The 25,955-nt window shown below is 63.0% G+C and carries 27 protein-coding genes; 19 read left to right on the top strand and 8 right to left on the bottom strand.

Going from position 1 to position 25,955, the window contains the following annotated elements:
• Positions 1 to 29 precede the first annotated feature (29 nt).
• Positions 30 to 1,268 carry an FAD-dependent oxidoreductase gene (locus I6F09_RS10840; protein ID WP_225188029.1) on the bottom strand — a complete coding sequence of 413 codons (1,239 nt, stop codon included), beginning with the start codon at positions 1,266 to 1,268 and terminating at the stop codon, positions 30 to 32.
• On the bottom strand, positions 1,265 to 1,627 hold the full coding sequence (locus I6F09_RS10845; protein WP_346730114.1) for a 2Fe-2S iron-sulfur cluster-binding protein: 363 nt from the start codon (positions 1,625 to 1,627) through the stop codon (positions 1,265 to 1,267). Before I6F09_RS10845 ends, I6F09_RS10840 begins: the two co-directional genes overlap by 4 nt.
• Positions 1,628 to 1,772: 145 nt before the next feature.
• On the opposite strand from I6F09_RS10845, the gene I6F09_RS10850 reads away from it, so the two are divergent.
• From I6F09_RS10850 to I6F09_RS10890, 9 genes are all read left to right on the top strand, one after another.
• Positions 1,773 to 3,491 (top strand): amidohydrolase, encoded by a 1,719-nt coding sequence (locus tag I6F09_RS10850; protein WP_225188031.1) that lies wholly within the window; start codon positions 1,773 to 1,775, stop codon positions 3,489 to 3,491.
• 56 nt (positions 3,492 to 3,547) lie between these two features.
• Positions 3,548 to 4,906, top strand: coding sequence for an aromatic ring-hydroxylating dioxygenase subunit alpha (locus I6F09_RS10855; RefSeq protein ID WP_036026089.1), 1,359 nt, complete (start codon positions 3,548 to 3,550; stop codon positions 4,904 to 4,906).
• Between the two features lie 33 nt (positions 4,907 to 4,939).
• Positions 4,940 to 6,382: a glutamine synthetase family protein gene (locus I6F09_RS10860; protein ID WP_225171675.1), complete on the top strand. Its 1,443-nt coding sequence runs from the start codon at positions 4,940 to 4,942 to the stop codon at positions 6,380 to 6,382.
• Positions 6,383 to 6,464: 82 nt separating this feature from the next.
• Positions 6,465 to 7,589 (top strand): ABC transporter substrate-binding protein, encoded by a 1,125-nt coding sequence (locus tag I6F09_RS10865; protein ID WP_225134249.1) that lies wholly within the window; start codon positions 6,465 to 6,467, stop codon positions 7,587 to 7,589.
• Positions 7,590 to 7,653: 64 nt separating this feature from the next.
• Positions 7,654 to 7,812, top strand: a complete 159-nt coding sequence (locus I6F09_RS10870; protein ID WP_225139674.1) for a hypothetical protein — start codon at positions 7,654 to 7,656, stop codon at positions 7,810 to 7,812.
• Positions 7,812 to 8,681 carry a branched-chain amino acid ABC transporter permease gene (locus tag I6F09_RS10875; protein WP_036004151.1) on the top strand — a complete coding sequence of 290 codons (870 nt, stop codon included), beginning with the start codon at positions 7,812 to 7,814 and terminating at the stop codon, positions 8,679 to 8,681. The genes I6F09_RS10870 and I6F09_RS10875 overlap by 1 nt, the downstream gene beginning before the upstream one ends.
• Before the next feature lie 16 nt (positions 8,682 to 8,697).
• Complete coding sequence (locus I6F09_RS10880) at positions 8,698 to 9,687, top strand: branched-chain amino acid ABC transporter permease (RefSeq protein ID WP_036026083.1); 990 nt, start codon at positions 8,698 to 8,700, stop codon at positions 9,685 to 9,687.
• A gap of 32 nt (positions 9,688 to 9,719) precedes the next feature.
• Positions 9,720 to 10,451 (top strand): ABC transporter ATP-binding protein, encoded by a 732-nt coding sequence (locus I6F09_RS10885; RefSeq protein ID WP_225188191.1) that lies wholly within the window; start codon positions 9,720 to 9,722, stop codon positions 10,449 to 10,451.
• A complete protein-coding gene (locus I6F09_RS10890) occupies positions 10,432 to 11,145 on the top strand; it encodes an ABC transporter ATP-binding protein (protein WP_057026842.1) in 714 nt (237 codons plus the stop codon). The genes I6F09_RS10885 and I6F09_RS10890 overlap by 20 nt, the downstream gene beginning before the upstream one ends.
• 514 nt (positions 11,146 to 11,659) lie before the next feature.
• On the opposite strand, the gene I6F09_RS10895 is transcribed toward I6F09_RS10890, so the two are convergent.
• Entirely contained in the window at positions 11,660 to 11,938 is a 279-nt protein-coding gene (locus tag I6F09_RS10895) for a hypothetical protein (protein ID WP_225188032.1), read from the bottom strand.
• Positions 11,939 to 12,452: 514 nt separating this feature from the next.
• Between I6F09_RS10895 and I6F09_RS10900 the strand changes: the two genes are divergently transcribed.
• Positions 12,453 to 12,671, top strand: coding sequence for a hypothetical protein (locus I6F09_RS10900; protein ID WP_225188033.1), 219 nt, complete (start codon positions 12,453 to 12,455; stop codon positions 12,669 to 12,671).
• Positions 12,672 to 12,747: 76 nt separating this feature from the next.
• On the opposite strand, the gene I6F09_RS10905 is transcribed toward I6F09_RS10900, so the two are convergent.
• Entirely contained in the window at positions 12,748 to 13,506 is a 759-nt protein-coding gene (locus I6F09_RS10905; protein ID WP_057026998.1) for an SDR family NAD(P)-dependent oxidoreductase, read from the bottom strand.
• A gap of 159 nt (positions 13,507 to 13,665) precedes the next feature.
• Here I6F09_RS10905 and I6F09_RS10910 point away from each other — a divergent pair, with 159 nt between their 5' ends.
• The 6 genes from I6F09_RS10910 to I6F09_RS10935 are packed head-to-tail and all read left to right on the top strand — an operon-like array spanning position 13,666 to position 19,534.
• Positions 13,666 to 14,931, top strand: coding sequence for an extracellular solute-binding protein (locus I6F09_RS10910; RefSeq protein WP_225134205.1), 1,266 nt, complete (start codon positions 13,666 to 13,668; stop codon positions 14,929 to 14,931).
• Between the two features lie 3 nt (positions 14,932 to 14,934).
• Positions 14,935 to 15,876, top strand: coding sequence for a sugar ABC transporter permease (locus tag I6F09_RS10915; RefSeq protein WP_225139672.1), 942 nt, complete (start codon positions 14,935 to 14,937; stop codon positions 15,874 to 15,876).
• Positions 15,869 to 16,714, top strand: coding sequence for a carbohydrate ABC transporter permease (locus tag I6F09_RS10920; protein ID WP_225188034.1), 846 nt, complete (start codon positions 15,869 to 15,871; stop codon positions 16,712 to 16,714). Before I6F09_RS10915 ends, I6F09_RS10920 begins: the two co-directional genes overlap by 8 nt.
• A 21-nt stretch (positions 16,715 to 16,735) precedes the next feature.
• Positions 16,736 to 17,833 (top strand): Gfo/Idh/MocA family oxidoreductase, encoded by a 1,098-nt coding sequence (locus I6F09_RS10925; RefSeq protein WP_225188035.1) that lies wholly within the window; start codon positions 16,736 to 16,738, stop codon positions 17,831 to 17,833.
• Between the two features lie 10 nt (positions 17,834 to 17,843).
• Positions 17,844 to 18,488: a ThuA domain-containing protein gene (locus tag I6F09_RS10930; protein WP_036004213.1), complete on the top strand. Its 645-nt coding sequence runs from the start codon at positions 17,844 to 17,846 to the stop codon at positions 18,486 to 18,488.
• Positions 18,485 to 19,534 (top strand): LacI family DNA-binding transcriptional regulator, encoded by a 1,050-nt coding sequence (locus tag I6F09_RS10935; RefSeq protein WP_225188036.1) that lies wholly within the window; start codon positions 18,485 to 18,487, stop codon positions 19,532 to 19,534. Before I6F09_RS10930 ends, I6F09_RS10935 begins: the two co-directional genes overlap by 4 nt.
• A 30-nt stretch (positions 19,535 to 19,564) precedes the next feature.
• Here I6F09_RS10935 and I6F09_RS10940 read toward each other — a convergent pair whose 3' ends face one another.
• Entirely contained in the window at positions 19,565 to 20,452 is an 888-nt protein-coding gene (locus I6F09_RS10940) for a hypothetical protein (protein ID WP_225188037.1), read from the bottom strand.
• A 207-nt stretch (positions 20,453 to 20,659) separates the two neighbouring features.
• Here I6F09_RS10940 and I6F09_RS10945 point away from each other — a divergent pair, with 207 nt between their 5' ends.
• The gene (locus tag I6F09_RS10945) at positions 20,660 to 21,127 is read left to right on the top strand and encodes an EF-hand domain-containing protein (protein ID WP_036004194.1); all 468 of its coding nucleotides are present in this window, start codon (positions 20,660 to 20,662) and stop codon (positions 21,125 to 21,127) included.
• 141 nt (positions 21,128 to 21,268) lie between these two features.
• Positions 21,269 to 22,456: a CoA transferase gene (locus I6F09_RS10950; protein WP_225188038.1), complete on the top strand. Its 1,188-nt coding sequence runs from the start codon at positions 21,269 to 21,271 to the stop codon at positions 22,454 to 22,456.
• Position 22,457: 1 nt separating this feature from the next.
• Here the strand turns inward: I6F09_RS10950 and I6F09_RS10955 are convergent, their stop codons facing one another.
• The gene (locus tag I6F09_RS10955; RefSeq protein ID WP_225188039.1) at positions 22,458 to 23,180 is read right to left on the bottom strand and encodes a DUF72 domain-containing protein; all 723 of its coding nucleotides are present in this window, start codon (positions 23,178 to 23,180) and stop codon (positions 22,458 to 22,460) included.
• Between the two features lie 91 nt (positions 23,181 to 23,271).
• Between I6F09_RS10955 and I6F09_RS10960 the strand changes: the two genes are divergently transcribed.
• Positions 23,272 to 23,487, top strand: a complete 216-nt coding sequence (locus I6F09_RS10960) for a hypothetical protein (protein WP_036004204.1) — start codon at positions 23,272 to 23,274, stop codon at positions 23,485 to 23,487.
• A 1-nt stretch (position 23,488) separates the two neighbouring features.
• Here the strand turns inward: I6F09_RS10960 and I6F09_RS10965 are convergent, their stop codons facing one another.
• Entirely contained in the window at positions 23,489 to 24,637 is a 1,149-nt protein-coding gene (locus I6F09_RS10965; protein WP_225188040.1) for an amidohydrolase, read from the bottom strand.
• Positions 24,638 to 24,857: 220 nt separating this feature from the next.
• On the bottom strand, positions 24,858 to 25,946 hold the full coding sequence (locus I6F09_RS10970) for a mandelate racemase/muconate lactonizing enzyme family protein (RefSeq protein ID WP_225188041.1): 1,089 nt from the start codon (positions 25,944 to 25,946) through the stop codon (positions 24,858 to 24,860).
• Between the last annotated feature and the right edge of the window lie 9 nt (positions 25,947 to 25,955).

Here is a 25,955-nt window from a genome sequence, read left to right on the forward strand (position 1 = left end):
GAAAGCGAGAACCATCACAAATCCGCGCGCTAGGCGCCAGCCTTGTCTCCGGCTGTCACCAGGGATTTGAGGTCAAAGGAAGAGTCTGCGGCTTGCTCCGGTGCAGGGGAGATTCCCGCCGCAATCAGGCGTCGGGCTGCCATTTGCTCGCCTGGCCGGTTGACGCTGTCCACCGCGACCAATCGGCCCTGGCGATAGTAGAAGACCGAGAATCTTCCGTCGTCGACCGAACCTCGGACCGCCTGCCGATCATATCGTCCGGCCAGCCCGACGATCTGCAGCTTGACGTCATATTGGTCGGACCAGAACCTCGGCACATTCTCATAGGGCGCTCGAGCGCCGGCGATCGCCAGTCCAGCGGCCTTCGCTTGATCCTGGGCGTTTTGCACCGATTCCAATCTCACCCAGCTTTCGCAAAAGCGGTTGAAGTGGTTGGCGCAGTCACCGGCCGCGAAAATGTCCGATGTTTCGCATTGTCCGTGCGCGTCAACGACAATTCCATTCGTGCATCTAAGCCCCGCCGAGCGCGCGATCTCGTCATTGGCGACACCACCAATCCCCACCAGCACCAGGTCGGCGTGGACAACGGCACCGTTGCCCAGCACGACAGCGGAAACTTTTCGATCGTTTCCTTTGAAGGAAGCAACCGTTTCGTCGAGCATCACGTCGACGCCAGCCCGCAAATGCGTATCAAGAAGAAAGGTCGACAAGACCGGCGAGACGGCACGTTCAAGCAGGCGGCTGCTTGCTTCCACGACGGTGACCTTCTTGCCCAGCTTTGCCGCGGAGGCCGCAACTTCCAGCCCTATGAAGCCGCCCCCGACGATGACAATCTCCGCAGCATTGGCCAGACCTGCCTTCAGGTCGATCGCATCGGTCACCGAACGCAGATAGAAAATTCCATCGAAGTCCGCGCCTTCAACCGCGATGCGCCGCGCGCGCGAGCCCGTGGCGAAGAGGAGTTTTTCAAACTTCAAAGCGTTGCCGCCGGCCAGAGTGACCTGTCGCGCGTGCAAATCGAGCAGCGTGGCGCGCTGCCCAAGAACGAGATTGATCTGCTTGCCTTCGAAGAAAGTCTCGTCGCGCAAGATCAGATTTTGCTCGCTGATGCGCCCGAGAAGGAAGTCCTTGGATAGCGGCGGCCTCTGATAGGGCAGCCACTCTTCGTCGCACACGATGGTGATGGGCTGAGAATAGCCGGCCTCACGAGCCGTGAGAGCGGCTTGAACCCCCGCATATGATGCGCCGATGATGACCAGTCCTGTCATGATTGCCTCGCCGGCACATGGACCACCAGCTCGTCGAGAGGGGCGGGCACCTTCAGCTGGCAACTCAGCCGACTGTTCGGCTTTCGCTCTCCCGAGACGGCGGACAGCAACTCGAGCTCTTCTTCGCTCGGCTGAGGGACAGAGCTTGCTTGTTTTTCATCGACGTAGACGTGACAGGTCGCGCAATCGAGGCAGCCGCCGCATTCGCCGTCGATGCCGTGAATACCGTTGCGGACGGCCGCGAGCATCACGCTCACGTCGCGTCCGACCTCGATGGATTTTCCGCTGCCGTCCTGCTGGACAAATCTCACTCGCGGCATCCGACCTCCGTTTCCTAAGTTTGTTCGATCTGAGAACATAAGTTCGCTAAACGGTTACAGCAGTTCTGGCGGACCCTCAATCCCGACCTGTTGGCCGCCGCTGCGGTTCCATCAGGCAAGTTATGCGGAAATATTTTGCTTGCTTGCCCGTCACATTGGAGTCATTCTGAACGATATCGAACTAATGTTCGACTACCGAACGACAGGGCAGGATGCAATGAAGCTGACGACAGCGATCGTGGGAGTGGTGCTGACATCAGGCGCGGCGTTTGCCCAGCAGCAGGAGGCCAATGCTCCCTCGCTTGCCTTAATCAACGGCAAGATTCTCACCATGGACGGTCAGTCAAAGGTTGCGGAAGCGCTTGCCGTTCGCGACGGACGAATCTTGGCCGTAGGAGACGCGGCGACGATCAAGGCGTTGGCCGGAAATCGCACCCGCACGATCGACTTGCAGGGCAAGACTGTCGTTCCCGGGCTGATCGACACGCACGCGCATTTCAAGGCTGCCGGTCTGTCCGACTACGTCGTCAACATGAGCGGCGCCAAGACTGTTGCGGATGCCCTCGCAAGCATCAAGCAGTTCGTGGCGAAGAAAAAGCCCGGCGAGTGGATCATCGGAAGCGCCTGGCATCCCCCGTCACAGCTCGCGGAAAAGCGTTACCTGACACGCCAGGAAATCGACGGCGTCGCGCCGAACAATCCGGTCTATCTCCGGACCGTTGGCCACTTCTCGATGGCCAATTCGATGGCGCTCGAGAAGGCCGGCGTAACCAAGGCCACGCCAAACCCAAGCGGCGGATCGTTTGAGCGCGACAGTGCCGGTGACCTGACCGGCGTTCTGGTCGAGACGGCGATCGATCAGGTCGAAAAGACCGTTCCGGAGTGGACGGCGGACGACGAGTTTCGCCAATTCAAGCTCGCGGAAGGTGTGCTGAACTCGTTCGGGATCACCAGCGCCGTAGAAGGGGCCACCTCGCCCAGGGACATCGCGGCCCTGCAGCGCGTGGCGCAGGCCGGTGAAGCAACGCTACGGGTCGGTCTCATGTGGCGCCCGGAGCCCCCCGCCGAGAACGCGGCCTGGGAGGCCATCATGCGAGGCAACGGCGCCTCCTCCGGCTTTGGCGATGACTGGCTGAAGTTCGCCGGAATCAAGATCCTTTACGATGGCGGCATGACGCTCAAGACGGCGCTTATGCGCGAGGCCTATCCGGACTCGCATGATGACTACCACGGCATTGCCCAGCAATCGCCGGAACGCCTCAAGGAGCTGGTGTCCATTTGCAATCGCCACAATTGGCGCGTGGGTGTCCATGCTGTCGGCGACAAGGGCATCGACTACGTCCTTGATGCATTCGAAGCGGCCGACAAGGAGAAATCGATCAAGGACCGGCGTTTCGTCCTGATCCATGGAAGCTTGATAGTGCCCGAGCAAATGGAGCGCGCGAAACGCCTCGGTGTCAGAGTCGACCTCCAGAACGTTTTCATGTGGGACAAGGCGGCCACCGTCGAGCGCTTCCTGGGTGCGGCGGTCGCCAATCGGGCCGTGCCCACGAAAACTCTCATCGAGAAGGTGGGGCTGAACAGCCTCGGCGCAGGCACCGACTTCCCGGTGAACACGATCAATCCCTTCATCAACATCTACGTCATGGTAACCCGCAAGGATCTCGCCGGACGCGTTTATGGAGCGAACGAAGCCGTCAGCCGCGAGCAGGCGCTGCGCCTCTACACCAGCGCGGCATCGCACTATATGTTCGAAGAGAACGAGAAGGGGACGATCGAGGCCGGAAAACTCGCGGACCTGACCGTGTTGTCGGCGGACCTCATGACGGTCCCCGAGGAGCAGATCAAAGACATCAAAGCCGACCTGACGATCGTCGGCGGCAAGATCGTGTTTCAGCGTTAGTCTGCGTCCCGATAGCATGAGGACGCATCTCGAAGCCGAGAGAGGAGATCCAAGTCATGATGAGCCAAGAGCAGAACGACCTTATTACCCGCGTCGGACCGAAGGCGCCTGCGGGAAAGCTGATGCGGATGTATTGGCAGCCTGCTGCGCTCGTCGACGAACTCGCGGAGGGGCGCCCCATCAAGGCCGTCAAGCTTCTCGGCGAGAACTTCGTTCTGTTCAAGGACGAAACGGGGCGCTATGGCCTGCTCGATCGCGACTGCCCGCATCGGGGCGCCGACCTTGCCTTCGGCCGGCTCGAGAACGGTGGCCTGCGCTGCGCCTTCCACGGGTGGCTGTTCGACGTCACGGGACAGTGTCTCGAGACGCCCGCCGAGCCTGCAAACTCCTCGCTCTGCAAAAATATCAAGCAGCGGTCCTACCCCGTCGTGGAGAAGGGTGGAATCCTGTGGGCGTATTTGGGTGAAGGCGAGCCGCCCGCGTTTCCGGAGATCGACTGCTTCGCGGCGCCGGACGAATACACCTTCGCCTTCAAGGGCCTGATCGAATGCAATTGGCTGCAGGCGCTGGAAGTCGGCATCGACCCGGCCCACGCATCGTTCCTTCACCGGTTCTTCGAGGATGAGGATACATCGGCGGCCTATGGCAAGCAGTTTCGCGGTGCGTCGGCCGACTCGGAAATGCCCATGACGAAGGTCCTGCGCGAGTACGACCGGCCGATCATCAACGTCGAGCACACCGAATACGGCCTGCGGCTCATCGCCTTGCGAGAAATCGACGAGCAGCGCACCCACGTTCGCGTCACCAACCAGCTATTCCCGCATGCGTTCGTCATTCCGATGAGCACGGAGATGACGATTACCCAGTGGCACGTGCCCGTCGACGACGTGAATTGCTATTGGTATGCGATTTTCACCAGCTACGCCGCGCCCGTCGACAAGGCGAAAATGCGCGCGCAGCGCCTCGAGCTTTACGAGTTGCCGGAATACCGCTCGCGGAAGAACAAGTCGAACGACTACGGCTTCGACCCGCACGAGCAGGCGACCGAGACTTACACCGGCATGGGCGCGGACATCAACGTCCACGACCAGTGGGCCGTCGAGTCGATGGGCGCTATTCAGGACCGGACGCGTGAGCATCTCGGGCAATCCGACAAGGCGATCATTCAGTACCGCCGGCTGCTTCGCCAGGAGATCGAGAAGGTGGCCTCCGGGGGCAAGCCGCTGTTGTTCCTCGACGCTGCCAGCGCGCGCAGCATCCAGGGGCCGGCCACAATGGACGGCATCGGTCCGACGAAGGGCTGGGAAACCTACTGGATGGAAGTGGACGTCAAGCGTCGTCGGGGCGCTCCCTGGGCCGCGCCGGTGCCCGCCGAGCTCGCCAAGAAGGTGCCTCACCTGACCGCCGCCGAATAAGCCAGGCCGCCCAGCTCAGCAAAGGAGATGTCGTTGAGTTTCGTCGAAAAGCACGGTCTCTGGTCGTCCGAACAGAAGGAGGCTGCCATCCGCATGCGGCGGATGGCGGAGGAGCAGGAGTTGCATACGATCCGGCTCTCCTTTCCGGACCAGCACGGCATCTTGCGCGGCAAGGCGCTGGTCGCTTCCGAGGCGCTCTCGTCGATCGAGAGCGGCTGCTCGATAACGACGACATTGCTCGCGAAAGATACCTCTCACCGCACGGTGTTTCCCGTCTTCACCGCTGGCGGCGGGTTCGGGATGCACGAGATGCAGGGGGGAGGCGACATCTTGATGGTCGCTGATCCCACCACCTTCAAGGTTCTCCCCTGGGCATCAAAAACCGGGTGGGTGCTTTGCGACCTCTACTTCTCCGACGGACGACCCGTGCCCTTCGCCTCCAGGGGCCTGTATCAATCCGTGCTGGGGCAGCTCAAGGACCGGGGCTATGATTTCAAAGCGGGCCTCGAGGTCGAATGCCACATCTTCAGAGTCGAGAATCCCCGACTGGCGCCTTGGGACGCCGGCAGTCCCGGCCAACCGGGTGAGCCTCCGGAGGTCAGCCTGCTTTCGCAGGGCTATCAGTACCTGACGGAGCAACGTTACGACCAGATGGAGCCTGCGCTCGAGCTGATCAGGCAAAACATTGTGGCGCTGGGCTTGCCGCTTCGGTCGATCGAGTTGGAATACGGGCCGAGCCAGTGCGAGTTCGTGTTCCAGCCCACCGTCGGCATTGAGCCGGCGGACACCATGGTGCTGTTTCGTACGGCAGTGAAGCAGATCTGCAACCGCCACGGCTATCACGCGACCTTCATGTGCCGGCCGCGGATACCGAACGTGATGTCATCGGGGTGGCACCTTCACCAATCGCTGGTCTCCCGAACAGACGGCGTCAACGCGTTCATGACCAGCGAACCGGCCGGCCTGTCGAACCTTGGCAAGCACTATATGGCCGGGCTGCTGGAGCATGCCAGGGCATCCGCGGTCTTCTCGACGCCGACGATCAATGGCTACAAACGCTACCGTTCCTACTCGCTGGCTCCGGATCGGGCGATCTGGGGACGCGACAACAGGGGCGTCATGATCCGCGTGCTGGGCGGTCCCGACGACAAAGCCACCCGGCTCGAAAACAGGATCGGCGAGCCGGCCGCAAACCCCTATCTTTACATGGCGTCGCAGATTCTGGCCGGCCTCAACGGCATTGATCGCCAGCTCGATCCCGGTCCGTCGGCGGACACCCCCTACGAGACCAAGGCGAACCTCCTGCCGACCTCCTTGCGCGAGGCGGTGTTCGCGTTACGCGATGACCCCTTCTTCCGCGAGGCTCTGGGAGAGAAATTCGTCGACTACTACGTTTTCATCAAGAACGCGGAAATTGAGCGCTTCCAATCGACGGTCACCGAGTGGGAGCAGCGAGAATATTTCGAAATGTTCTGAAACAGCATCACCGAAGCGGGAGAAGAGAGATATGAGCTTGAGGTTTGGACTTGTTGGGGCCGTCGCGATTGCCACTGCCTGGATGTCGCCGGCGCAGTGCGACACCATCAAGGTGGGTATCATCGGCACCATGTCCGGTCCGTATGCCTTGTTCGGCCAGAACTTCAAGTACGGCATTGACGCCTGGGTGGCCAAGCATGGATCGAAAGTGGGCGATCATCAGATCGAGTTTGTCTATCGCGACGAAGAATCGCCGAACCCCGCCAAGTCGAAATCATTGGCTCAGGAGTTGATCGTCAAGGAGAAGGTTCAGTACATCGCGGGACTGTACTTCACTCCGGACGCCCTGGCCGTCGCTCCGCTTCTCGAGGAAGCGAAGGTGCCTATGATCGTCATGAACGCCGCGACGTCCGCGATCGTCGAGAAGAGCCCCTACATCGTGCGGACGTCCTTTACGATGTGGCAGAATACGGTCCCCGCGGCGAAGGTGGCGAAGGCCAGAGCGGCCAAGAAGGTGGCGATCGCCGTCAGCGATTACGGCCCCGGCATCGATGCCGAATCAGCCTTCAAAAAGACGTTCGAGGCAGATGGAGGCACTATCGTCCAATCGATCAGGATGCCGCTCAATACGACCGATTTCGGCCCGATCATGCAAAGGATCAAGGATTCCGGCGCTGACATGATCTTCACGTTCTTGCCGGCCGGTCCGCCGACCCTGGGGTTCGTCAAGGCCTATATCGACAATGGACTGAAAGCGTCTGGCGTGAAGTTGTTGTCCACGGGTGATGTCGTGACCGAGCCCGATCTTCCGACTATCGGTGACAGCGGCGTAGGCATCCTGTCGACTTACCACTACGCGGTCTCGCATGACTCTTCAGAGAACAAAGCCTTCCTGGCCGATCTGATCAAGGCTGGCGCCAAGGCTGACGACATCACCATGGCGTCGGTCGCGGCCTATGACGGTGCTCGGCTCATCTACAAGATGGTTGAGGCCACGAACGGTCAAAAGGATCCGGACAAAGCCCTTGCGGCCGTGAAGGGCATGAAATGGGTCAGTCCGCGCGGCCCCGTGTCGATCGACCCGGATACCCGGCATATTCGTCAGAACGTTTATCTGCGCGAAGTCGTGAAGCAGGACGGCAAGCTCCTCAACAAGGAACTGCAAACGTTCGATGCGCAGCCGGACTGGGGCCTGGCGAAGAACTAGGGCGGATCGCTCGCGATGTAAATCTCGCGAGCAATCTCTTCATCGTGTCGGATAAGGGCCCGGAATGAGTGGTCGGTCGCAGTCTATTCGCTTCGTCAACGGTCGCATCTATGGCGATGCCAGCGACCGGATGATACCCGGCTTGACGGACGCGCACATCCACCTGTTCGGGCTGGCTGCCGAGCGGCTCCAGATCCGAAAAGCCGCGGAAGCATTCAACTAATGGCGTGGACGGGTCTCAGCATCGGGCTAGATGCCCTCTCGTACGGCATGGTGCTCTTCATCATCTCCATCGGGCTGTCCATCATGATGGGCCTGATGAGGGTCGTGAACCTTGCTCATGGCGCATTTGCGATGATCGGGGGATATCTCGCGTCTTTTGCGCTCAAGAACGCGGGAGTTGGATATCCACTCGCGATTGTCCTAGCGGTCCTCGGCACCATCGCGATCGCCTTTCCGCTCGAGTTTCTTCTCTACCGCCGGATTTATCGCAAGTCCGATGAGCTGACCCAGATATTGCTCACGATCGGCATCGCGTTCGTCATCATCGGCGTTGCCAACTACATTCTTGGCCCGACAACCAAATCCATTCCGCTGCCTCCGCTGCTGAGCGGTCCCGTCGATCTCGGCTTCCGAATGATCCCGGCTCATCGGATTTTCGTGACGATTTGCGGAGTGTGCACCGCGGGCTTGCTCTGGCTACTGATCGACCGCACCGAGTTCGGGATCCGGCTGCGTGCCGCGGTCGACAACGGTGACATGGCCGAGTCGCTCGGAATCAAGACGCAGATCCTTTTTTCCGCGACCTTCGCGCTTGCGGTCGGCCTGGCGGCGTTCGGGGGCGTGGTGGGCGCCGAACTGTTGCCCGTCGAACCTTTTTACGCGCTCAGATATATGGTGACGTTCCTTGTCGTCGTCTCGGTCGGCGGGGCAGGATCGATCCCGGGCGCCGTGGCGGCATCGATATTGCTTGGCCTCGCGGACACGACCGGCAAGTATCTTGCACCCGAATATGGTGAGTTCTTCTTCTATCTTGCGGTCATCCTGGTCGTGTTTCTGTTCCCGAACGGCCTTTTGGGCAGGAGGCACTGACGTGACCGATCGAGCCATGGTCGATGGCGTGAGCCCGCCGCGTTTTTCCGTGCCGCTTGAGCTGCGCGCTGTCGCAATCACGCTGGCGCTCGGAGTGCTCGGTTACACGCTTTTTCCGGATGACCTCGCGTTTCTGACGCGACTGATCAGCATCACGCTTCTGGTGCTGTCGCTCGATCTGGTCACGGGGTATTGCGGTGTCGCCACCCTTGGACATGCTGCGATCTACGGTGTGAGCGCCTACGTCGTGGGTAACGCATGCCTTGCCGGACATTCCGACCCCCTGCTGTTGTTGCTCGTGGGGGCGGTGGCCGGTGCCGTGATGGGGCTGGTCTCAGGCGTCCTTGTCACGAGGTTCAAGGGTCTCCCCCAGCTCGTGCTATCCATTGCCGTCGGACAGCTCGTCGCGGCGCTGGCCAACAAACTGTCCAGCCTGACGGGCGGAAGCGACGGATTGTCCGGCATTTCGCCTGGACGAGTCTTCGGGGTCTACGCGTTCGACATGTACGGTCGCACCGGCTACGTGTTCTCCGTTGCGGTGCTCATGGTCGTGTTCGTGGTGCTGCTTCGAATCGTGCACTCTCCGTTCGGCCTGCTTTGTCAGGCAATCAAGGATGACAGCCTGCGAGCTCGGATGATCGGTGCCCGCGTGTATCCCCGGCTCGTGCTGATGTATGGCGTGTCGGGGGTTGTTGGCGGAATTGGTGGTGCTCTCAATGCCATCAATACGGGCGTCGTGGGACTGGATAGCATCGGATTTGAGCGGTCGGCTGAAGCTCTCGTCATGCTGGTCCTGGGTGGCGCAGGCAGTCTCTGGGGCGCGCTGATCGGATCCATCGTCTTTCAAGTGTTCGAGCACTACGTCTCGGCTGCGAATCCATTCCATTGGATGACCATGGTCGGTGCGTTGCTGATCGCGGTCGTTTTGTTCGCCCCGAAAGGCCTGGTGTCCCTTGGAGGCTTGCTTGCTGGTCGCACCGCCTCGGTGATGAGGAGGCGCCCGTGAGCCGGCCGCTGCTCGAACTGCGAAACGTTTCGATGTCCTTCGGCGGGATGCGGGTCAACGATGATATTTCCTTCAGTATCGGGAAGGGAGAAAGGGTCGCGTTGATTGGCCCGAACGGCGCGGGCAAAACCACGCTCGTCAACGTCATCTCCGGTGACTTGACCCCTTCACAGGGTGCCGTCCACCTCGCTGGTGTTGATGTCACCGCGCTACCGATTTCCGATCGCGTCGACGCCGGCTTGATCCGGACATTTCAGATCACGAGGCTCTTCAAGAGCCTGACGGTCGCACAAAACGTCGCGCTCGCCGTGATGCAACGAAAGGGGCTCACGAGAAGCATATTTTCCTGCCCGATGGATCGGCCGGACGTTCGTCGGGAGTGGGAGCGGGCCCTTGGAACGCTCGGTATCGCCCATCTGGCCGACAGGCAGGTCTCGCAACTGGCGTACGGTCAGCAGCGCCTTCTTGACCTGGCAATCGGGCTTGCTCTCGAGCCGAAGGTCCTGCTCCTGGACGAGCCCGCGGCAGGGGTTCCGTCGGAGGAGTCCTCCAAGATCATCGAGGCGATCGACAGATTGCCATCTGATATCGCGGTCTTGATGATCGAGCATGACATGGACCTGGTGTTCAAATTTGCCCGCCGTGTGCTCGTTCTCGCCAACGGAAAGCTGATCTTCCAGGGCGATCCGGCAGAAGTCACGCACCATCAGGAAGTCCGTCGAGCTTATCTAGGTAGCTACGCAGATGCCCGCCACGCGTCTTGAAGTCAAAGGTCTCAGTGCCGGGTATGGCCCCACCCGTATCATCGATCACATGTCGTTCGAGGTCTTGCCCGGAGGCCGTCTCAGCGTCCTTGGTCGAAACGGAGTCGGCAAGACGACCTTGCTCGCATCGCTGATGGGTCTGACGACCCATCATGGGGGAAAAGTATTCCTGGGCGAGGCTGATCTCACAGACACCAAGGCATCGACACGCGCTCAACGAGGTCTCGGTTACGTACCGCAGACACGCGACATATTTCGGTCGCTGACGGTGGAAGAAAACCTGGTCGCGGGTCTCAAGGATCGAGGTCGAGAGGCACTTGAAGAGGTCTACGTGATGTTTCCGAGGTTGGCCGAACGTCGACGCCATTTCGGGACGCAACTATCGGGCGGCGAGCAGCAGATGCTCTCGCTCGCCAGGACGCTGCTGGGAAGGCCTTCAGTTCTCCTCTTGGATGAGCCGCTCGAGGGGCTCGCGCCGGTGATCTGCGATCAGATCATGGAAATCATCACCGCGCTGGCGAGTTCTGGTGAGATGACCATCGTTTTGGTCGAGCAGCAGATCGAACGAGCGCTGCGCTTTGCCGATCATGTCATGGTGGTTGAACGCGGCAAAGCGGTCTGGAGTGGGGAATGCGCGCACTTGCGCGACGACCCCAAGATGGTCGAGCGCCTGCTCGGTGTTGGGGTGCACTGAGGCATGCGACGTCCTTGTCATTGAGACGATGGGCAAGCTCGTATCACCCTTGCCCCTTCGGGCGGCGGGGTTTGGCCGTAGCGCTCGCCCGGAAAGGCGAACCGGCAGCACGATCGCACGCCAAAGGGCCGGACAAGTTGATCCCTTGCCGCAAAGCGCTCAAGGACGACCGCAAGCGCTGTCAGTTCAGCCTTCCAAGCAGTCTTCGGATGATCTTCCGCAAGTTTTCGGCGTACTCATCGACGACCTGACGCCTCTCGGCCGATGGCGGCAGCTGACATTCGTCGTTCCCGTCCGGCGACGGAGGATCCGTCTTGGAACTCCCGCGCATGATCGAGGCGATCGGCTTTGTCACTTTCACGGGAAGTCTGACCTCTGATGCACGACGCGCGTCGTTCAGGCTAGGTGCCAATTCCATCTGCGGCCTTCACACAAGTTAAGTCGCCGGAGCGGGTCGATCTGCATGGCTCGTCGCCGACGCATGGCGCCGCAACATTTTGCAAATCGCGGCGCGCTAGGTGCACGAGGCGGTCGGATCGCACTTCGGGCAGCGGCCGTCGGCGGCTGCGCCGACCTGGCGGCCGAGCTCGGCCCTGAGAGCCTCCTTGTTCCATTCGGCGCCGTCGCATCTGACGATTCGCTTGGCGCGCTCGAAGGCGTGACTCTCGGCGGCGTCATCGCCGATGCGGACGATCACGTCCCGATGGAACGGGCAGGCCGTCGTCGCGCGGGTCGTCTCCAGGGCGTAGCGCACGACCTCGGTGAGATCGTCGGTGTCAATGTCGGCAAGCATGTCGGTTCTCCTGATCGGCATCCTCCCTTGTCCAGACCATGCACTGGCTTCGACGAAAATCGGCCTCGGGCTCGATGGGAGCGCCGAGGCCGATTGTTCGCGTGGCTCTTCCATCCAGGGTCTGAACTCGTCCAGCAAACCCGCGCTGCCGATCTTCGTTCCATCGAACTCTTCGGCGGAGCCGCTCTCCGGCCTGCTCCATGTTCGCGGTCTTCTGCACTCTCCGTGAAAGCGGCGCCGGGAAGGCCTCGAAATCCAAACGTCGCTCGCTCCGGCAAAGGGGACCTCGAAAAAGCGTTCCCGATGCCGACACAAGACTATCGCCGGCGTCGCAAACATGTCTTGATCCAGCTCAAAGGAGGCGGCGGTATTCGACCGAACGCTTCTCGATCGGCAACCTGCTTACAAGCGCTGCGCGATGTCTTCACCGCTGCTCGCGTCAATCCGTTCAGGACATCTGCGTAAGTATTGGCCCGCAATTTCCAGGTCGCCGCGACGGGCGCATATCTCCAGCATGGAGCGCAACGTCATCTTCAAATGCCCCCGCACGGGCGTGAACGTGCAGCACTGGATTTCCGGCACAGGCTCCGACGCCGCGGACACGCACGTCCCGGTCCGGTGTCCCGCTTGCGCCTCGCTGCACTTCGTCAATGTCGCCAGCGGCAAGACCTTGAGCGAGGGGCATCGGTCGGCCACGCGCGACCACGGCGCCAGCCGGTCACAACCAGCCTGATCCATCGCGTCCTTGACTTCGTGAGCTTCGCGCAGCCGCGCCCGGATCAGATTTCCGACTGGATCCTCAAGGCATCTCAGACCCAGCCACCATCGACGATATAGTGCTGGGCGGTGCAGGCGGACGCCTCGTCGGAGGCGAGGAAGACGGTGAACTTCGCAACCTCGTCCGGCATGAGCCGGCGCTTCAGGCATTGTCGCTGCTGCAACTCGATCTCGCCGGCCGGCGTCATCCATTTCTCGAGCTGCCGCTCGGTCATGATCCAGCCTGGCGCGATCGCATTGACGCGGATGTTGTAGGGGCCGTAGTCGCGCGCCAGCGAGCGCGTCAGCCCGATCACGCCTGACTTGCTCGCGGTGTAGGCGGCCATGCCGCCTTGTCCTGCGATCCACGACACCGAGCCGAAATTGACGATGGCGCCGGCATTGGCCGCCTTCATGTCCGGCAACACGGCCTGAGATGCGAAGAACTGGTGCTTCAGGTTCACCGCGATGCGGTCGTCCCAATAGTCCGGCGTCATCTCCTCGGTGTTGTGCCGCTCGTCATGCGCGGCATTGTTGATCAGGATGTTGATCGGGCCATGAGCCTTGCGTGCCTCGGCGACGCCGGCACGCAGCGCGGGTATGTCGGTGAGATCGACATGCTGGAAATGCGCAGCCAATCCCTGCTCGGACAGCTCGCGCGCCAGGCGCTGTCCCTCCTCGACCTTGATGTCGAAGAACACGACCTTGGATTTCTGCTCCGCAAAGCGCCGCACGATCGCAGCGCCGATTCCGGCTGCGCCGCCGGTGACGAGTACGACCTTGCCGGCGAGGTCGGAATAGATCGCAGCCATGGGCACCTCGTTTGTTGCGGCCGGCGCGGCAGGCCGCGTCGACTCTTTCGCAAACCATAGCCATTCCATTGGTGAGGTGCATAGATCAGAATTTGTGTTGCGCACCTCAAAAATTGAGGGCAGGATTGTGTCAAAGAATAAGACGGTCGGGAGGATGTGATGAGATTGCTCGGGAAACTGGGACTCGCCGCTGCCGCATGCCTGCTTTGGGCCAGTTCCGCGTCAGCCGACACCACGGTCAAATGGCTGCACATCGAGGTCAACCCGGCCCAGGTGAAGATCTGGGAGGAGGTCGCACGCAGCTATGAGGCGTCGCACCCCGGTGTGAAGGTCGAGATGCAGTTCCTCGAGAACGAGGCCTACAAGGCCAAGCTGCCGACCATCCTGCAATCGAAGGATCGGCCGCACATCATCTATAGCTGGGCCGGCGGAGTGCTGAAGACCCAGATCGAGGCCGACGTCCTGGCAGACATCACCGATTCCGTGAAAAGCGGCGGCTACAGCGACACGATCGCACCGGCAGCGCTCGCGGCTTTCACCAGCAACGGCAAGGTCTATGGCCTGCCGACCGCGCTCTCGCAGGTCGGCTTCCTCTACAACAAGGACTTGATGGCCAAGGGGAATGTCGACCCGAGCAAGATCAAGACATGGGACGATCTGCTCGGCGCAGTGAAAACGCTGAGGGCCGCGGGCGTGACGCCGATTGTGGTTGGCGGTGCCGATAAATGGCCGCTGCATTTTTACTGGACGCATCTCGCAGTGCGCATCGGCGGCAAGCCAGCCTTCGATGCAGCACTGAAGGGTGAGAATGGCGGGTTCGCCGGCGAAACCTTTCAGAAATCCGGCGAGCTGTTCAAGCAGCTGGTCGATCTCCAGCCCTTCCAGAACGGCTTCCTCGGCTTCAAGAATCCGCAGGCCGTCGGCTATTTCGGCGACGGCAAGGCCGCGATGATCCTGGCCATCTCGTCCTTCTATCACACCCAGCGCGCGCTTGCCGCCGACAAGGTTGGTCTCGGCGACGACAAGCTTGGCTGGTTCGATTTTCCGGTCGTACCCGGCGGCAAGGGCGAGCCGTCAGACACGCTCGGCGGCATCACCGGCTGGTTGATCACCAAAGGGGCGCCCAAGGAAGCCACCGACTTCCTGAAATTCTTTATCTCCAAGGACGTGCAGGCGCGGCTTGCCGCCGGCAACTTCATCGTTCCCGTCGTCAAGGGCGGCGAGGCCGGTCTCAACAGCGCTTTCATGAAGCAGATCGCGGCCAATCTGGCGAAGTCCAACTATCACCAGAACTTCTATGACCAGAGCCTTGGCCCGTCGGTCGGCCGCGTCGTCAACGACGTCACGGCTGAGATCGCCGGCGGCAGCATGAGCCCGCAGAACGCAGCGAAAGCCATCGAAGCGGCGTACAAGCAGGGTAACTGACCGGTGGCGCGACGGATCGCGATGTCGTCGCCGATCGGCGTTGCCGGTGAGGCGGCCCCCCAGGTCGGGATTCGTGGCCCAGGCTGGGATGGCCGCTTCACGGTCCTGATCCTGTTCCTGCCGCCCGCGCTGCTGCTGTTCACGCTGTTCGTGGTGCTGCCGATCGGCGAGGCCGCCTGGTACTCGGGCTTCAACTGGAACGGGTTCGGCAGGCCGACGAACTGGATCGGCTTCGACAATTACCGCTTCGTGCTGGAGACGCGGGCCTTCTGGCTCGCGCTGCGCAACAACGGGCTGATCATCGCCGTTTCGCTCGCCGTCCAGCTGCCGCTTGCGCTCACGCTCGCCCTCATGCTGGCCGAACGCTTTCGTGGCGCCGTGGCGCTGCGCATGCTGTTCTTCATGCCCTATATCCTCGCCGAGATCGCAACCGGCCTGATCTTCAGCTTCGTCTATGACGGCGACTACGGCCTCGTCGCCTCGATCTGGCGCACCTTCGGCGCCGAGCCTCCGCATCTGCTGGCCTCGACCGACACGGCGATGCTGGCGGTGCTGATCGTGGTGGTCTGGAAATATTTCGGCTTCCACATGATGCTGTTCATCGCCGCGCTCCAGAGCCTCGACAAAAACCTGGTCGAGGCCGCCCGTATCGACGGCGCGACGCGGACGCAGACGCTGCGCCACGTCGTGATCCCCTTGCTCTATCCGACGATCCGCCTGTCGGTGTTCTTCGCCATCATCGGATCGCTGCAGCTGTTCGATCTCGTCATGCCGCTGACGCGCGGCGGACCGGCCGATTCCTCCAACACGTTGGTGAGCTTTCTCTACAACAATGGCATCTCGCGCATGCGCGTCGGCTATGGCAGCGCCATCGGCGTCATCCTGTTCGCGATCTGCGTGACCTTTGCCTTCACTTACAAGCGATGGTTCATGCGCGATGAATAGTGCCGGGGCCAGAAACGCGTTCGATCCCGCAGCGCTGTTCAAGGCGCTGTTCCTCGGCATGGTCGCGATCTTCGTCCTGGTGCCGCTGCTCGCGACCTTGCTCGGCGGCTTCAAGTCGCTCGGCGAGCTCCGTGTCAATCCATTCGGCCTGCCCGCACAATGGGAATGGCAGAACTACGCCGACATCCTGTTCTCGGCGCGCTACTGGCAGCTGCTGCGCAATTCGCTTGTCATCTCGACGCTGGCGGTGGCGCTGACCCTGATCACGGCTTCGATGGCCGCGTTCACCTTCGCCCATGTCAGGTTCTTCGGCTCATCGATGCTGCTCAGCTATCTGACGCTGGGCCTGCTGTTTCCCGCCGCGACCGCCGTGCTGCCTCTGTTCATCAAGGTGCGGGATCTCGGCCTGCTCGATACCTATTTCGGCGTCGCGCTGCCGCAGGTGGCGTTCAGCCTCGCCATGAGCGTGCTGCTGCTACGCCGTTTCTTCAAGGACATCCCCTATGAGCTGCTCGAGGCGGCGCTGGTCGACGGCTGCAGCTACATCAAATTCTTCCGCTATGTGACGCTGCCCTTGTCGCGTCCGATCCTGGCGACCGTCGGCACCATCACCTTCGTCAACAGCTGGAACGCCTACCTGCTGCCGCTGGTGATGCTGAACACCGACGCGCTGTATCCCTGGCCGCTCGGCATCATGGTCTACCAGGGCGAATACTCGTCCGAATGGCACCTGATCCTGGCCTTCATCACGCTCACCATCCTGCCCACGATCATTCTGTTCCTGCTGGCGCAGAAGCACATCGTGGCCGGCCTCACCGCGGGCGCGGTCAAGGGATGAGCCGTATTCTGAGGAGATAACATGAGAAAAGTCGGCATCGGAATCATCGGCTGCGGGGTGATCAGCACCGCCTATCTCAAGGCGGCCCAGCGCTTTCCGGTCATGGAGGTCAGGGCGCTCGCCGACATGCGCAGCGAGATTGCGGAACGCCAGGGCGCGGCCTTCGGCTTGCCGGGAATGCGGGTCGACCAATTGTTGAAGCGAGACGACGTCGAAATCATCGTCAATCTCACGGTGCCGCTCGCCCACACCGATGTCAGTTTGGCGGTGCTGAACGCCGGCAAGCACGTTCACTCGGAGAAGCCGCTCGGCATCAATGTCGCTGAGGCGCGCAAGGTCATGGAGCTTGCCGCGCAGAAGAACCTGCGCGTCGGCTGCGCGCCCGACACGTTCCTTGGCGGCGGCCATCAGACCGCGCGCAAGCTGATCGACGACGGCGCGATCGGCACGCCAGTCGCGGGCAGCGTTTTCTTCGGCTGCCCCGGCCACGAGCGCTGGCATCCGGCGCCCGGCTTCTATTACCTGCGCGGCGGCGGGCCGATGCTCGACATGGGGCCGTATTACATCACCGATCTCGTGCAATTGCTCGGCCCGGTCGCCAGCGTGATGGGCTCGACCGCGCGCCCTAGGAACGAGCGCCTCGTCACCAGCCAGCCGATGAACGGCGCGCTGATTCCGGTCGAGGTCCCGACCCATGTCGCGGGGACGCTGGAGTTCGAAAGCGGCGCCGTCGTGTCGATCACGATGAGCTTCGACGTGCCGAAACATCGGCATGCGCCGATCGAGATCTACGGCGACAAGGGCAGCATGCTGGTGCCGGATCCAAATCGCTTCGGCGGCGAGGTTCAGGTGGCCAAAACCGGCGGCGAATGGGAAGCGATGCCGCTGACGCACGGTCACGTCGAGGGCGAGTTCCGCTCGATCGGCGTCGCCGACATGGCTGGCGCGATCCTGAACGACCGGCCGCATCGCGCCAGCGGCGCGCTCGCCCTCCACGTGCTGGAGGTGATGGAGGCGTTCCAGACTTCCGCCGACGAGGGCCGTCGCGTCAAGATCGAGAGCCGCGTCGAGCGGCCGGCGATGCTGCCGGCGGGACGCGAAACCGGACAGATCGATTGAGGGAATGACCATGCGCAAGGCAATGATTGTATGGGGCGGCTGGCCGGGACACGATCCCGATCTCTGCGCGTCGATGATCCGTGGCTGGCTGAAGGCGGAGGGCTTCGAGGTGCGGATCGAAACCACGACGGCAGCCTTCGCCGATCCCGCGATCCACGATCTGTCGCTGATCATACCGATCTACACGATGTCCAAGATCGAGAAGGCGGAAGCGCTCAACCTCTGCGATGCGGTGCGCAGTGGCGTCGGGCTTGCCGGCCATCATGGCGGCATGTGCGATGCCTTCCGCGAATCGGTCGATTACCAATTCCTGTGCGGCGGGCAGTGGGTCGCCCATCCCGGCAACATCATCGACTACAAGGTCGACTTGACGAAGCCGGACGATCCGATCATGACGGGTCTGAAGAGCTTCGAGCATCGGTCTGAGCAATATTACATGCATGTCGATCCCGCCATCGAGGTCCTGGCAACGACGACCTTCACCGGTGAGCACGCGCCCTGGATCGAGGGCGTGGTGATGCCCGTGGTGTGGAAGAAGCGCTATGGCGCGGGGAGGGTATTCTATTCCTCGCTGGGCCACCGCGCCTACGAGCTCGACGTGCCGGAGATCCGGACGTTGATGACCCGCGGCATGCTGTGGGCCGCGCGCGAATGACTGAAGGCGCGACCCAGCCGGTGCTTCGGGCCACGCTCGAGGACGTCGCGCGCGCCGCGGGCGTTTCGCTCGCCACCGTCGATCGCGTCGTCAACCGGCGCGAGGGTGTCCGCGCCAAAACCGTCGCCCGTGTCGAGGCCGCGGTGGCAAAGCTCGGCTATCGCGCCGATCTTGCCGCGGCGCGGCTCGCCCGCGGGCAGACCTTCCGTTTCGCTTTCGTGCTGCCGACCGGCAGCAACAGCTTCATGACCAACCTCAGCGAGCAGGTCGTGCGCACCGCGGACTGGCTCGCCGGCCATCGCGGCTTCATCGACATCCACCATGTCGACGTGTTCGACCCCGATGTCCTTGCCCGAGCGCTGGAGAACCTCTCGCCGGCCTATCAGGGCGTCGCCGTCATCGCGCTCGATCATCCCCGGGTGCGCGCCGCGATCGACGAGCTCGTCGCGCGCGGGGTTGCCGTGGTCACCCTGGTGTCGGACGCGCCGAGTTCGTCCCGGGTGCATTATGTCGGGATCGACAATCCGGCCGCGGGCCGCACCGCCGCCACGCTGATGGGACGCTTCCTCGCCGGGCGCGAGGGCACCGTCGCCGTGATTGCGGGATCGTTGTCGCTGCGCGATCACACCGAACGGCAGTTCGGCTTCCACCAGATCCTGTCGAGCGAGTATGCGAGCCTGTCCGCACTGCCTGTCATCGAGGGGCGCGACGACAGCGACCGCACCCGGGACCTCACGGCCGCGCTGCTCGCCCGCCATGCCGACCTCCGCGGCATCTATTGTTGCGGCGCCGGAAACCGCGGCATCGCCGATGCGCTCGAGGCCTCGGGCCGCGCGCGCGAGGTGGTCTGGATCACCCATGAGCTGACCGAGCACACCAGGCGCTTCCTGGTGCGCGGCACGCTCGACGCCGTCATCAACCAGGATGCCGGCCATGAGGCGCGGTCTGCGGCGCGAGTCCTGCTCGCCCATTGTTCGGGCGAGCCGATCAGCCCCGACCAGGAGCGCATCCGCATCGACATTTTCCTGCGGGACAATCTGCCGTAGCGTGAAGCGCACGGAAGCGCCGCGTGAGAATTATCCCTCGTACTGATCCGGCCCCATCGCCCAAGCCGACTCGTCGTGGCCGACCGCGTAATTGCGGTTGTTGAGCGCCGGATTGCGATTGACCATCGGACGCATGAACATCGGATGGGTCACTGAGCGCACCTCGTGCTCGACCGTAAACAGCGGCTTGCCGCTGTCGAGGTCGACGATGTCGCAGAACCGGTATTGGTATTGATTGTCCTCGCGGGAGATCAGCCTGCGCGCAAGCAGCTTGCGGTAGGGGCCGGAGAAGTCGGTGATGTACATCTGCACGTGGTGGCCGTCATAGTCGGCCTGCGGCCGGTCGGTCTCGCGGAACAGCAGATGCTGGTTGCGGCCCGTCTTCACGGCGGCCACAGTGCCATCGCCGTTCCGCAAGCTCGCGAGCATGCCCATGACTTCAGGGTAGAAGGCGCAGATGCCGGCTGCCGATCCCATAGGCACGTCGAACTCGACATAGGGAATGCCGAGCGCGATCCGGCCGAACCGCGCCGCGTCGGGCTCGTAGCAGCGCAAACGGTTACCCCAGGGGCAGACCGCCTCGACATGGTCGTTATGCTCGGTGAATGCGAACGCGGTGCCCTCGAGTTTCTTCGCGACCGTTGCAAGCCGCGCCAGCAGCGCCTCGCGGCCTTCGATGACGAGGCCAATATGTCCGCGCAGCACCTGCGGCCGGCCGCTCGGCAGATGAAACTGGCTCCGCCCGGCATTGATCCACATGTTGGTGTCGGACACCATCAGATAGGGATCGCGGGTGAGCCCGAGCCCGGCGACGTAGAACAGCGTGGCGAGGCGCTGGTCCGGGACCTGGATGTTGACGTGCTCGAAATGGATGGCGTTGCCGAGATCTTCTGCGGACCGATCGAATTGCTGCGGCATGGGTGTGCACTTCTCGCTGGGGGACGAACCGGTCGCATCTTAACGCATAGTCTCCGGCCGTCGAGTTTCCGTCGGTGACCGCGCCGCTTCCTCCGCACGGGCGGGGTGAAACCTGGCCCACCAGCCCGCCTTTTTGACTTGGCTCAAGATAATTCCGATGACGTTCGGCAAGCTCGTCGGACCGACATCAAGGCCGGAGGAAGCGTCATGCTAGGTCGAACCGTTGCTGCAGCGTTGCTGCTCGCCATCCTGGGCCAGCCAGCTCTGGCTCAATCGCCAGCGGACCATCAAGGTCATCATCCCGGACAGGAGCAGACGCCGGCATCCCCGCAGTCGAGTTCTCCTGCCAACCCATCCGCCGAGCGGCAGAGCCCGATGCGCGGTGGAGACATGATGGGAATGATGGGGCGCGGGATGATGGGACAAGGAATGATGGGACAAGGAATGAAAGGGCATGGCGCGATGGGCGGTGCCGCCATGGAGCCGCCGGTCGTCTTCCGCATCGTCTACGCGCTGATGGATGCTGATGGAGACGGGAACGTCTCGCTGCCCGAGTTTCAGGTCGCCCATGAACGCATTTTCAAGGCAATGGATCGCGACAAGGACGGCAAGCTCACTTTCGAGGAGATGATGGCGTTCATGCACAGGAGCAAGGGCTCCGCCCCGCAGCAATAGCGAGCGGGAACCTCAAGGCGGGTACACGAACGGCGGCTTCATCGAGGCGTTCGCGATGTGACGATGAAAATCGCATGCGCGCTTCCCAACTTGCCCTGGCGGCCAGTCCCTGTAATCTGCAAAAAAACAGGGAAGGGTGCGATGGGAGGAGTCTTGGAGGGCGTGCGCGTGCTCGATTTCGGGCGCTATATCGCCGGGCCCTATTGCGCGACATTGCTGGCCGAGTTCGGGGCCGAGGTCATCCGGGTCGAGAAGCGCGACGGCAGCGAGGATCGGTTCGTCGCGCCGGTGGGCGAAGGCGGCGAGGGCGCGCTGTTCCTCCAGATCAACCGCAACAAGAAGGGCATCACACTCGATCCAATGAAGGCGGAAGGCCAGGAGGTGATGCGCCGCCTGATCGCGACCGCGGACGTCGTGGTCGCCAACCTGCCGCCGCAGACCCTGAGCGCGATGAAGCTCGACTACGAATCGCTGAAGGCGATCAAGCCGGACATCATCCTGACCACGGCGACCGCGTTCGGCGGGCCGGGCCCGTGGTCCGACCGCGTCGGCTTCGACGGCGTCGGCCAGGTGATGTCGGGCTCGGTCTACATGACCGGCAGCGGGGATCCGCCGTACCGCGCCGCGGTGAACTGGGTCGATTTCGGCACTGCGCTGCACTGCGCGTTCGGCACGCTCGCGGCGCTGATCGAGCGCGGCAAGTCCGGGCGGGGGCAGATCGTCGAGGGTGCGCTGCTCGCAACCGCTTTGTCCTTCACCAATGCCACGCTGATCGAGCAGGCCGTCATCGACGTCAACCGCGTGCCGACCGGCAATCTCGGTCAGACCGCGGCACCTGCCGACATCTACCGCACCAAAGACGGCTGGGTGCTGTGCCAGGTCACCGGCCATCCGCTGTTCAAGCGCTGGGCGCGGCTGATGGGCGAGGAGGATGTGTGGCTGAACGATCCGCGCTTTGCCGACGACATCAGCCGCGGCAATAACGGCCGCATCATCAGCGAGCGGATGGCGCGCTGGTGCGCCGAGCGCACCACGCAGGAGGCCGTCGACACGCTGGGCCAGGCGATGATTCCGACCGGTCCCGTGCTCTCGCCGCAACAGGCGTTGGATCATCCGCATATCCGCGCCGCCGGCTTCATGCAGGACGTCGACTATCCCGGCCTGCCGAAGCAGGCCCCGGTTGCCCGCGCCGCGGTGCGGCTGTCGGAAACGCCGGGCGAGATCGCGCACCGTCCGCCGACGCTCGGCGAGCACACCGACCGCGTCCTCGCCGACCTCGGCTACAATGCAGACGAGATCGCGGCGCTCCGGCAAGGCGGCATCATCTAACTCACAGCAGCTGCTTCAACGCCTTTGCATCGGCGGGTGCTGCGCTCTTCTGGTCGTTGTCGAAATAGACATAGACGTCGCAGCCCTGCCGCTTCCACGACTTGATGCGCCTAGCCCATTGCGCCAGCGTGGGTTTGGTATAGTGCCCGTGATAGCGCCCGCTTGGCCCGTGTCCGCGCACATAGACGAAATCCGCCGTGCGCTTCCACGGCGCCGGCGCGTCGTGATGATCGGACAGGCACAGCGAGATGTTCTCCTCAGCCAGCATGCGCAGGATGCGCGGCTGATACCAGCTCGGATGGCGGAATTCGAAACTGTAACGCCGCTTTCGCGACAGCAGCTTGAAGAACGAGGCGAGCCGGTCCGCATTCGCCTCGAATTGCGGCGGCAGCTGGAACAGGATCGGGCCGGCCTTGCCGCCGAGCCTGGAGATGCGGTCCTCCAGCAGCTCGAGGCTGTTGACGGAGCGCTCCGACAGGCGCTTCCAGTGCGTGATGAATTTCGACGCCTTCCAGGCGAACACGAAATCGCGGCCGGTCTGCTCCCGCCATCCCTTCACCGCCTCCGGCGTCGGCGTGCGGTAGAACACCCCGTTCAGCTCCGTGGTGTCGAACTGCCCGGCATAGTAGCGAAGCTGCTGCTTCAGCGTCACGCCCTCGGGGAAGAACGGGCCGCGCCAGGAGGCGTAGTGCCAGCCCGAAGTTCCGATCAGAACGCGCGCCATGTTTCACGTACCATCCGTTGCCATTTGCCGGAGGGAACGTCCGTGCGGCCGATACGTTTCTCGTGAGCATCAACGGTGAGGACCGGAACCGATGTACGCGCTGTTCGAAGGCGACAAGCAGATCGGCAATCCCTTTCCGACCGAGAAGGAAGTGTGGGAAGCCGCCTTGATCGAAGGCCTCGTCACCGACGTGCCCGTTGCCGACGAGGAGGGCGGCCACCTTCTGCCCGCCGGCTATCACGTCGAGCGCGTGGACGAGACATTCGCGCCGCGGCCGGACTGGAAGCTGCCGCGCGAAATCTCCTAAGTTATTTCGACGCCAGCGCCGCCTTGGCGACCTCGGCCATCCAGCGCGAGGCGACGGGCAGGATCGCGTCGTTGAAATCGTAGCGCGGGCCGTGCAGCTCGGCGCCGTCGCGCAACTCGCCATTGCCGATCCAGACGAAGGCGCCGGGCCGCTGCTGCAAATAATGGGCAAAATCCTCGCCGGCCATGCTCGGCGCGAGATCACGCCGCACCGGCGCCTGCACCTTCTCTGCGGCGATGCGCGCGAGGTCGGCCTCATCAGGCGTGTTGATCACGACGCCGACACCCCAGACGATCTCGGGCGTGACCTTGACGCCGAAGCTGGTCGCGATCCCGGCGCAGGTACGCGTGATGCCGTCGAGGATGACGTCCTTGACCGCTTCGCGGTGATAGCGCAGCGTGCCGCGGATGGTGACGCGTCCGGCGATCTGGTTCGGCGCGGTGCCGCCTTCGATCGTGCAGAGCGACAGCACGGCGGTGTCGAGCGGATCGACGCCGCGCGAGGTGACCGATTGCAGCGCGACGATGAGGTGCCCGGCCGCCACCACGGGATCGCGGGTCAGATGCGGCATGCCGGCGTGCCCGGGGTGGCCCTCGATCGTGATGGTGATGCGCCCGCCGGAGGCCATGACCACGCCGTCGTGCACGGCGATGGTGCCGGCGGCAAGGCCCGGCCAGTTGTGGAAACCGAATATCCGCTCCATCGGAAAGCGATCGAACAGCCCGGCCGCGACCATCGCGCGCGAGCCGCCAAAGCCTTCCTCGGCCGGCTGGAAGATGAAGTCGACCGTGCCGCTCCAATCGGTATCAGTGGCGAGCAGCGCCGCGGCGCCGAGCAGCGCGGCGGTATGGCCGTCATGGCCGCACGCATGCATCACGCCCGATGTCTTCGAAGCATAGGGCAGGCCGGTATCCTCGGTGATCGGCAGCGCATCCATGTCGGCGCGCAGGCCGACCCGCCTCTGCGCGTGGCCGCGCCTCAAGGTCGCGACGATGCCGTGGCCGCCGATTCCAGCCTCGAAGGGAATGCCGAGCTCGGTGAGCTTGTCCTGCACGAACGCGGCGGTCTCTTTCTCCTGGAGCGACAGCTCCGGGTGGGCGTGAAGATGCCGCCGCCACGCGGTCAGTTTCTGGTGCAGGTCGGGGGTCAAGGCAGGGGATCTTTCGCAAGGTGTCGGGTGCCGTCACCATAAAAGGATTATCGGGCTGACGCATCCTGCGAAGGGGAATGGCTCGCGTGCAGCCACATCGTCATGGCCGGGCTTGACCCGGCCATCCACGTCTTGCTTCGCAGCTGAAAAGAACGTGGATGCCCGGGCCTTCGCCGCGCCGTAGCGGCTTCGGCCGCGCAGGCCCGGGCATGACGGTGCCCTAAGGCGCCAGCTTCGCCAGCCCCTTCCAGTCAAACCCGATCCCGTGCCCGGGCCTGTCCGGCGCCAGCGCCATCCCGTCCTTCAGCACCAGCGGATGCTCGATATACTTGTCGAGCCCGAAGCCGTGCGCCTCCAGATAGGATCGGTTCGGGCAGGCCGCGAGCAGGTGCACGGTGATGTCATGCGCGCCATGGCTGGTGACGGGCAGGTTGAACGCTTCCGCGAGCCGCGCGATCTTCATGAACGCGCTGACGCCGCCGCAATTGGTGACGTCGGGCTCCGGGTAGGACACCGCGCCACTGGCGATGTAGTTCTTGAACTCCCACAGCGAGCGCAGATTCTCGCCCGCTGCGATCGGCACGCCGCCCGCCTGCATGATACGCACATGGCCCGCGACGTCGTCGGGGATGATCGGCTCCTCGAGCCAGGTGAGGTCGAAAGGAACGAAAGCACGCGCGGCGCGGATCGCCTCCTCGACCGTCCATTTCATGTTGGCATCCGCCATCAGCGCAAAGCCGTCGCCGAGATGCTGCCGCATCGCGGAGATGCGCGCGACATCGGACTTGAGGTCGGGCCGGCCGACCTTCATCTTGATGGCGCGAAAGCCCTTGGCGAGATTGCCGTCGGTCTGCCTCAGCAGCGCATCGACGGAGAGATCGAGGTCGATGCCGCCGGCGTAGCACGGCACATGCGCATCGAAACCGCCGAGCAGGCGGTACAGCGGCAGCTTGGCGCGGCGCGCCTTCAGATCCCACAGCGCGATGTCGAGTGCCGAGAGCGCCAGCACCGCCGGCCCGCCGCGCCCGCCATAATGCAGCCCCCACCAGACATGATGCCAGATCGCCTCGGTATCGTCGGCCTCGCGTCCTTCGACCAGCGGCGGGATCTCGCGCTTGAGAATGTCGGCCACAGCCCCGCCGTTGCGCCCGACCGTATAGGTGTAGCCGACGCCCTCGGCGCCATCGGCATCGCGGATGCGGCAGGTGATCAGCTCGAACGCCGTCATGTCGCCATGCGTGGAGTCCGACAGGGTGATGGGGAGGGGGATCCGGTAGAGCCCGGTCTCGATGTTTGCGATGCGTGGCATGGTGCCTCC

Source organism: Bradyrhizobium sp. IC3195 (assembly GCF_020193585.1).
GTDB classification, from domain to species: domain Bacteria; phylum Pseudomonadota; class Alphaproteobacteria; order Rhizobiales; family Xanthobacteraceae; genus Bradyrhizobium; species Bradyrhizobium yuanmingense.

Excerpts from the sequence above, each read along its gene's own strand:
- I6F09_RS10880 (WP_036026083.1), top strand. The coding sequence starts at position 8,698 with ATGGTCGATGGCGTGAGCCCGCCGCGTTTTTCCGTGCCGCTTGAGCTG.
- I6F09_RS10950 (WP_225188038.1), top strand. The coding sequence starts at position 21,269 with ATGGGAGGAGTCTTGGAGGGCGTGCGCGTGCTCGATTTCGGGCGCTAT.
- I6F09_RS10935 (WP_225188036.1), top strand. The coding sequence starts at position 18,485 with ATGACTGAAGGCGCGACCCAGCCGGTGCTTCGGGCCACGCTCGAGGAC.
- I6F09_RS10930 (WP_036004213.1), top strand. The coding sequence starts at position 17,844 with ATGCGCAAGGCAATGATTGTATGGGGCGGCTGGCCGGGACACGATCCC.
- I6F09_RS10970 (WP_225188041.1), bottom strand. The coding sequence starts at position 25,946 with ATGCCACGCATCGCAAACATCGAGACCGGGCTCTACCGGATCCCCCTC.
- I6F09_RS10870 (WP_225139674.1), top strand. The coding sequence starts at position 7,654 with ATGAGTGGTCGGTCGCAGTCTATTCGCTTCGTCAACGGTCGCATCTAT.
- I6F09_RS10865 (WP_225134249.1), top strand. The coding sequence starts at position 6,465 with ATGTCGCCGGCGCAGTGCGACACCATCAAGGTGGGTATCATCGGCACC.
- I6F09_RS10895 (WP_225188032.1), bottom strand. The coding sequence starts at position 11,938 with ATGCTTGCCGACATTGACACCGACGATCTCACCGAGGTCGTGCGCTAC.
- I6F09_RS10890 (WP_057026842.1), top strand. The coding sequence starts at position 10,432 with ATGCCCGCCACGCGTCTTGAAGTCAAAGGTCTCAGTGCCGGGTATGGC.
- I6F09_RS10945 (WP_036004194.1), top strand. The coding sequence starts at position 20,660 with ATGCTAGGTCGAACCGTTGCTGCAGCGTTGCTGCTCGCCATCCTGGGC.
- I6F09_RS10960 (WP_036004204.1), top strand. The coding sequence starts at position 23,272 with ATGTACGCGCTGTTCGAAGGCGACAAGCAGATCGGCAATCCCTTTCCG.
- I6F09_RS10910 (WP_225134205.1), top strand. The coding sequence starts at position 13,666 with ATGAGATTGCTCGGGAAACTGGGACTCGCCGCTGCCGCATGCCTGCTT.
- I6F09_RS10885 (WP_225188191.1), top strand. The coding sequence starts at position 9,720 with ATGTCCTTCGGCGGGATGCGGGTCAACGATGATATTTCCTTCAGTATC.
- I6F09_RS10855 (WP_036026089.1), top strand. The coding sequence starts at position 3,548 with ATGATGAGCCAAGAGCAGAACGACCTTATTACCCGCGTCGGACCGAAG.
- I6F09_RS10955 (WP_225188039.1), bottom strand. The coding sequence starts at position 23,180 with ATGGCGCGCGTTCTGATCGGAACTTCGGGCTGGCACTACGCCTCCTGG.
- I6F09_RS10920 (WP_225188034.1), top strand. The coding sequence starts at position 15,869 with ATGAATAGTGCCGGGGCCAGAAACGCGTTCGATCCCGCAGCGCTGTTC.
- I6F09_RS10900 (WP_225188033.1), top strand. The coding sequence starts at position 12,453 with ATGGAGCGCAACGTCATCTTCAAATGCCCCCGCACGGGCGTGAACGTG.
- I6F09_RS10850 (WP_225188031.1), top strand. The coding sequence starts at position 1,773 with ATGTTCGACTACCGAACGACAGGGCAGGATGCAATGAAGCTGACGACA.
- I6F09_RS10875 (WP_036004151.1), top strand. The coding sequence starts at position 7,812 with ATGGCGTGGACGGGTCTCAGCATCGGGCTAGATGCCCTCTCGTACGGC.
- I6F09_RS10905 (WP_057026998.1), bottom strand. The coding sequence starts at position 13,506 with ATGGCTGCGATCTATTCCGACCTCGCCGGCAAGGTCGTACTCGTCACC.
- I6F09_RS10840 (WP_225188029.1), bottom strand. The coding sequence starts at position 1,268 with ATGACAGGACTGGTCATCATCGGCGCATCATATGCGGGGGTTCAAGCC.
- I6F09_RS10940 (WP_225188037.1), bottom strand. The coding sequence starts at position 20,452 with ATGCCGCAGCAATTCGATCGGTCCGCAGAAGATCTCGGCAACGCCATC.
- I6F09_RS10925 (WP_225188035.1), top strand. The coding sequence starts at position 16,736 with ATGAGAAAAGTCGGCATCGGAATCATCGGCTGCGGGGTGATCAGCACC.
- I6F09_RS10845 (WP_346730114.1), bottom strand. The coding sequence starts at position 1,627 with ATGTTCTCAGATCGAACAAACTTAGGAAACGGAGGTCGGATGCCGCGA.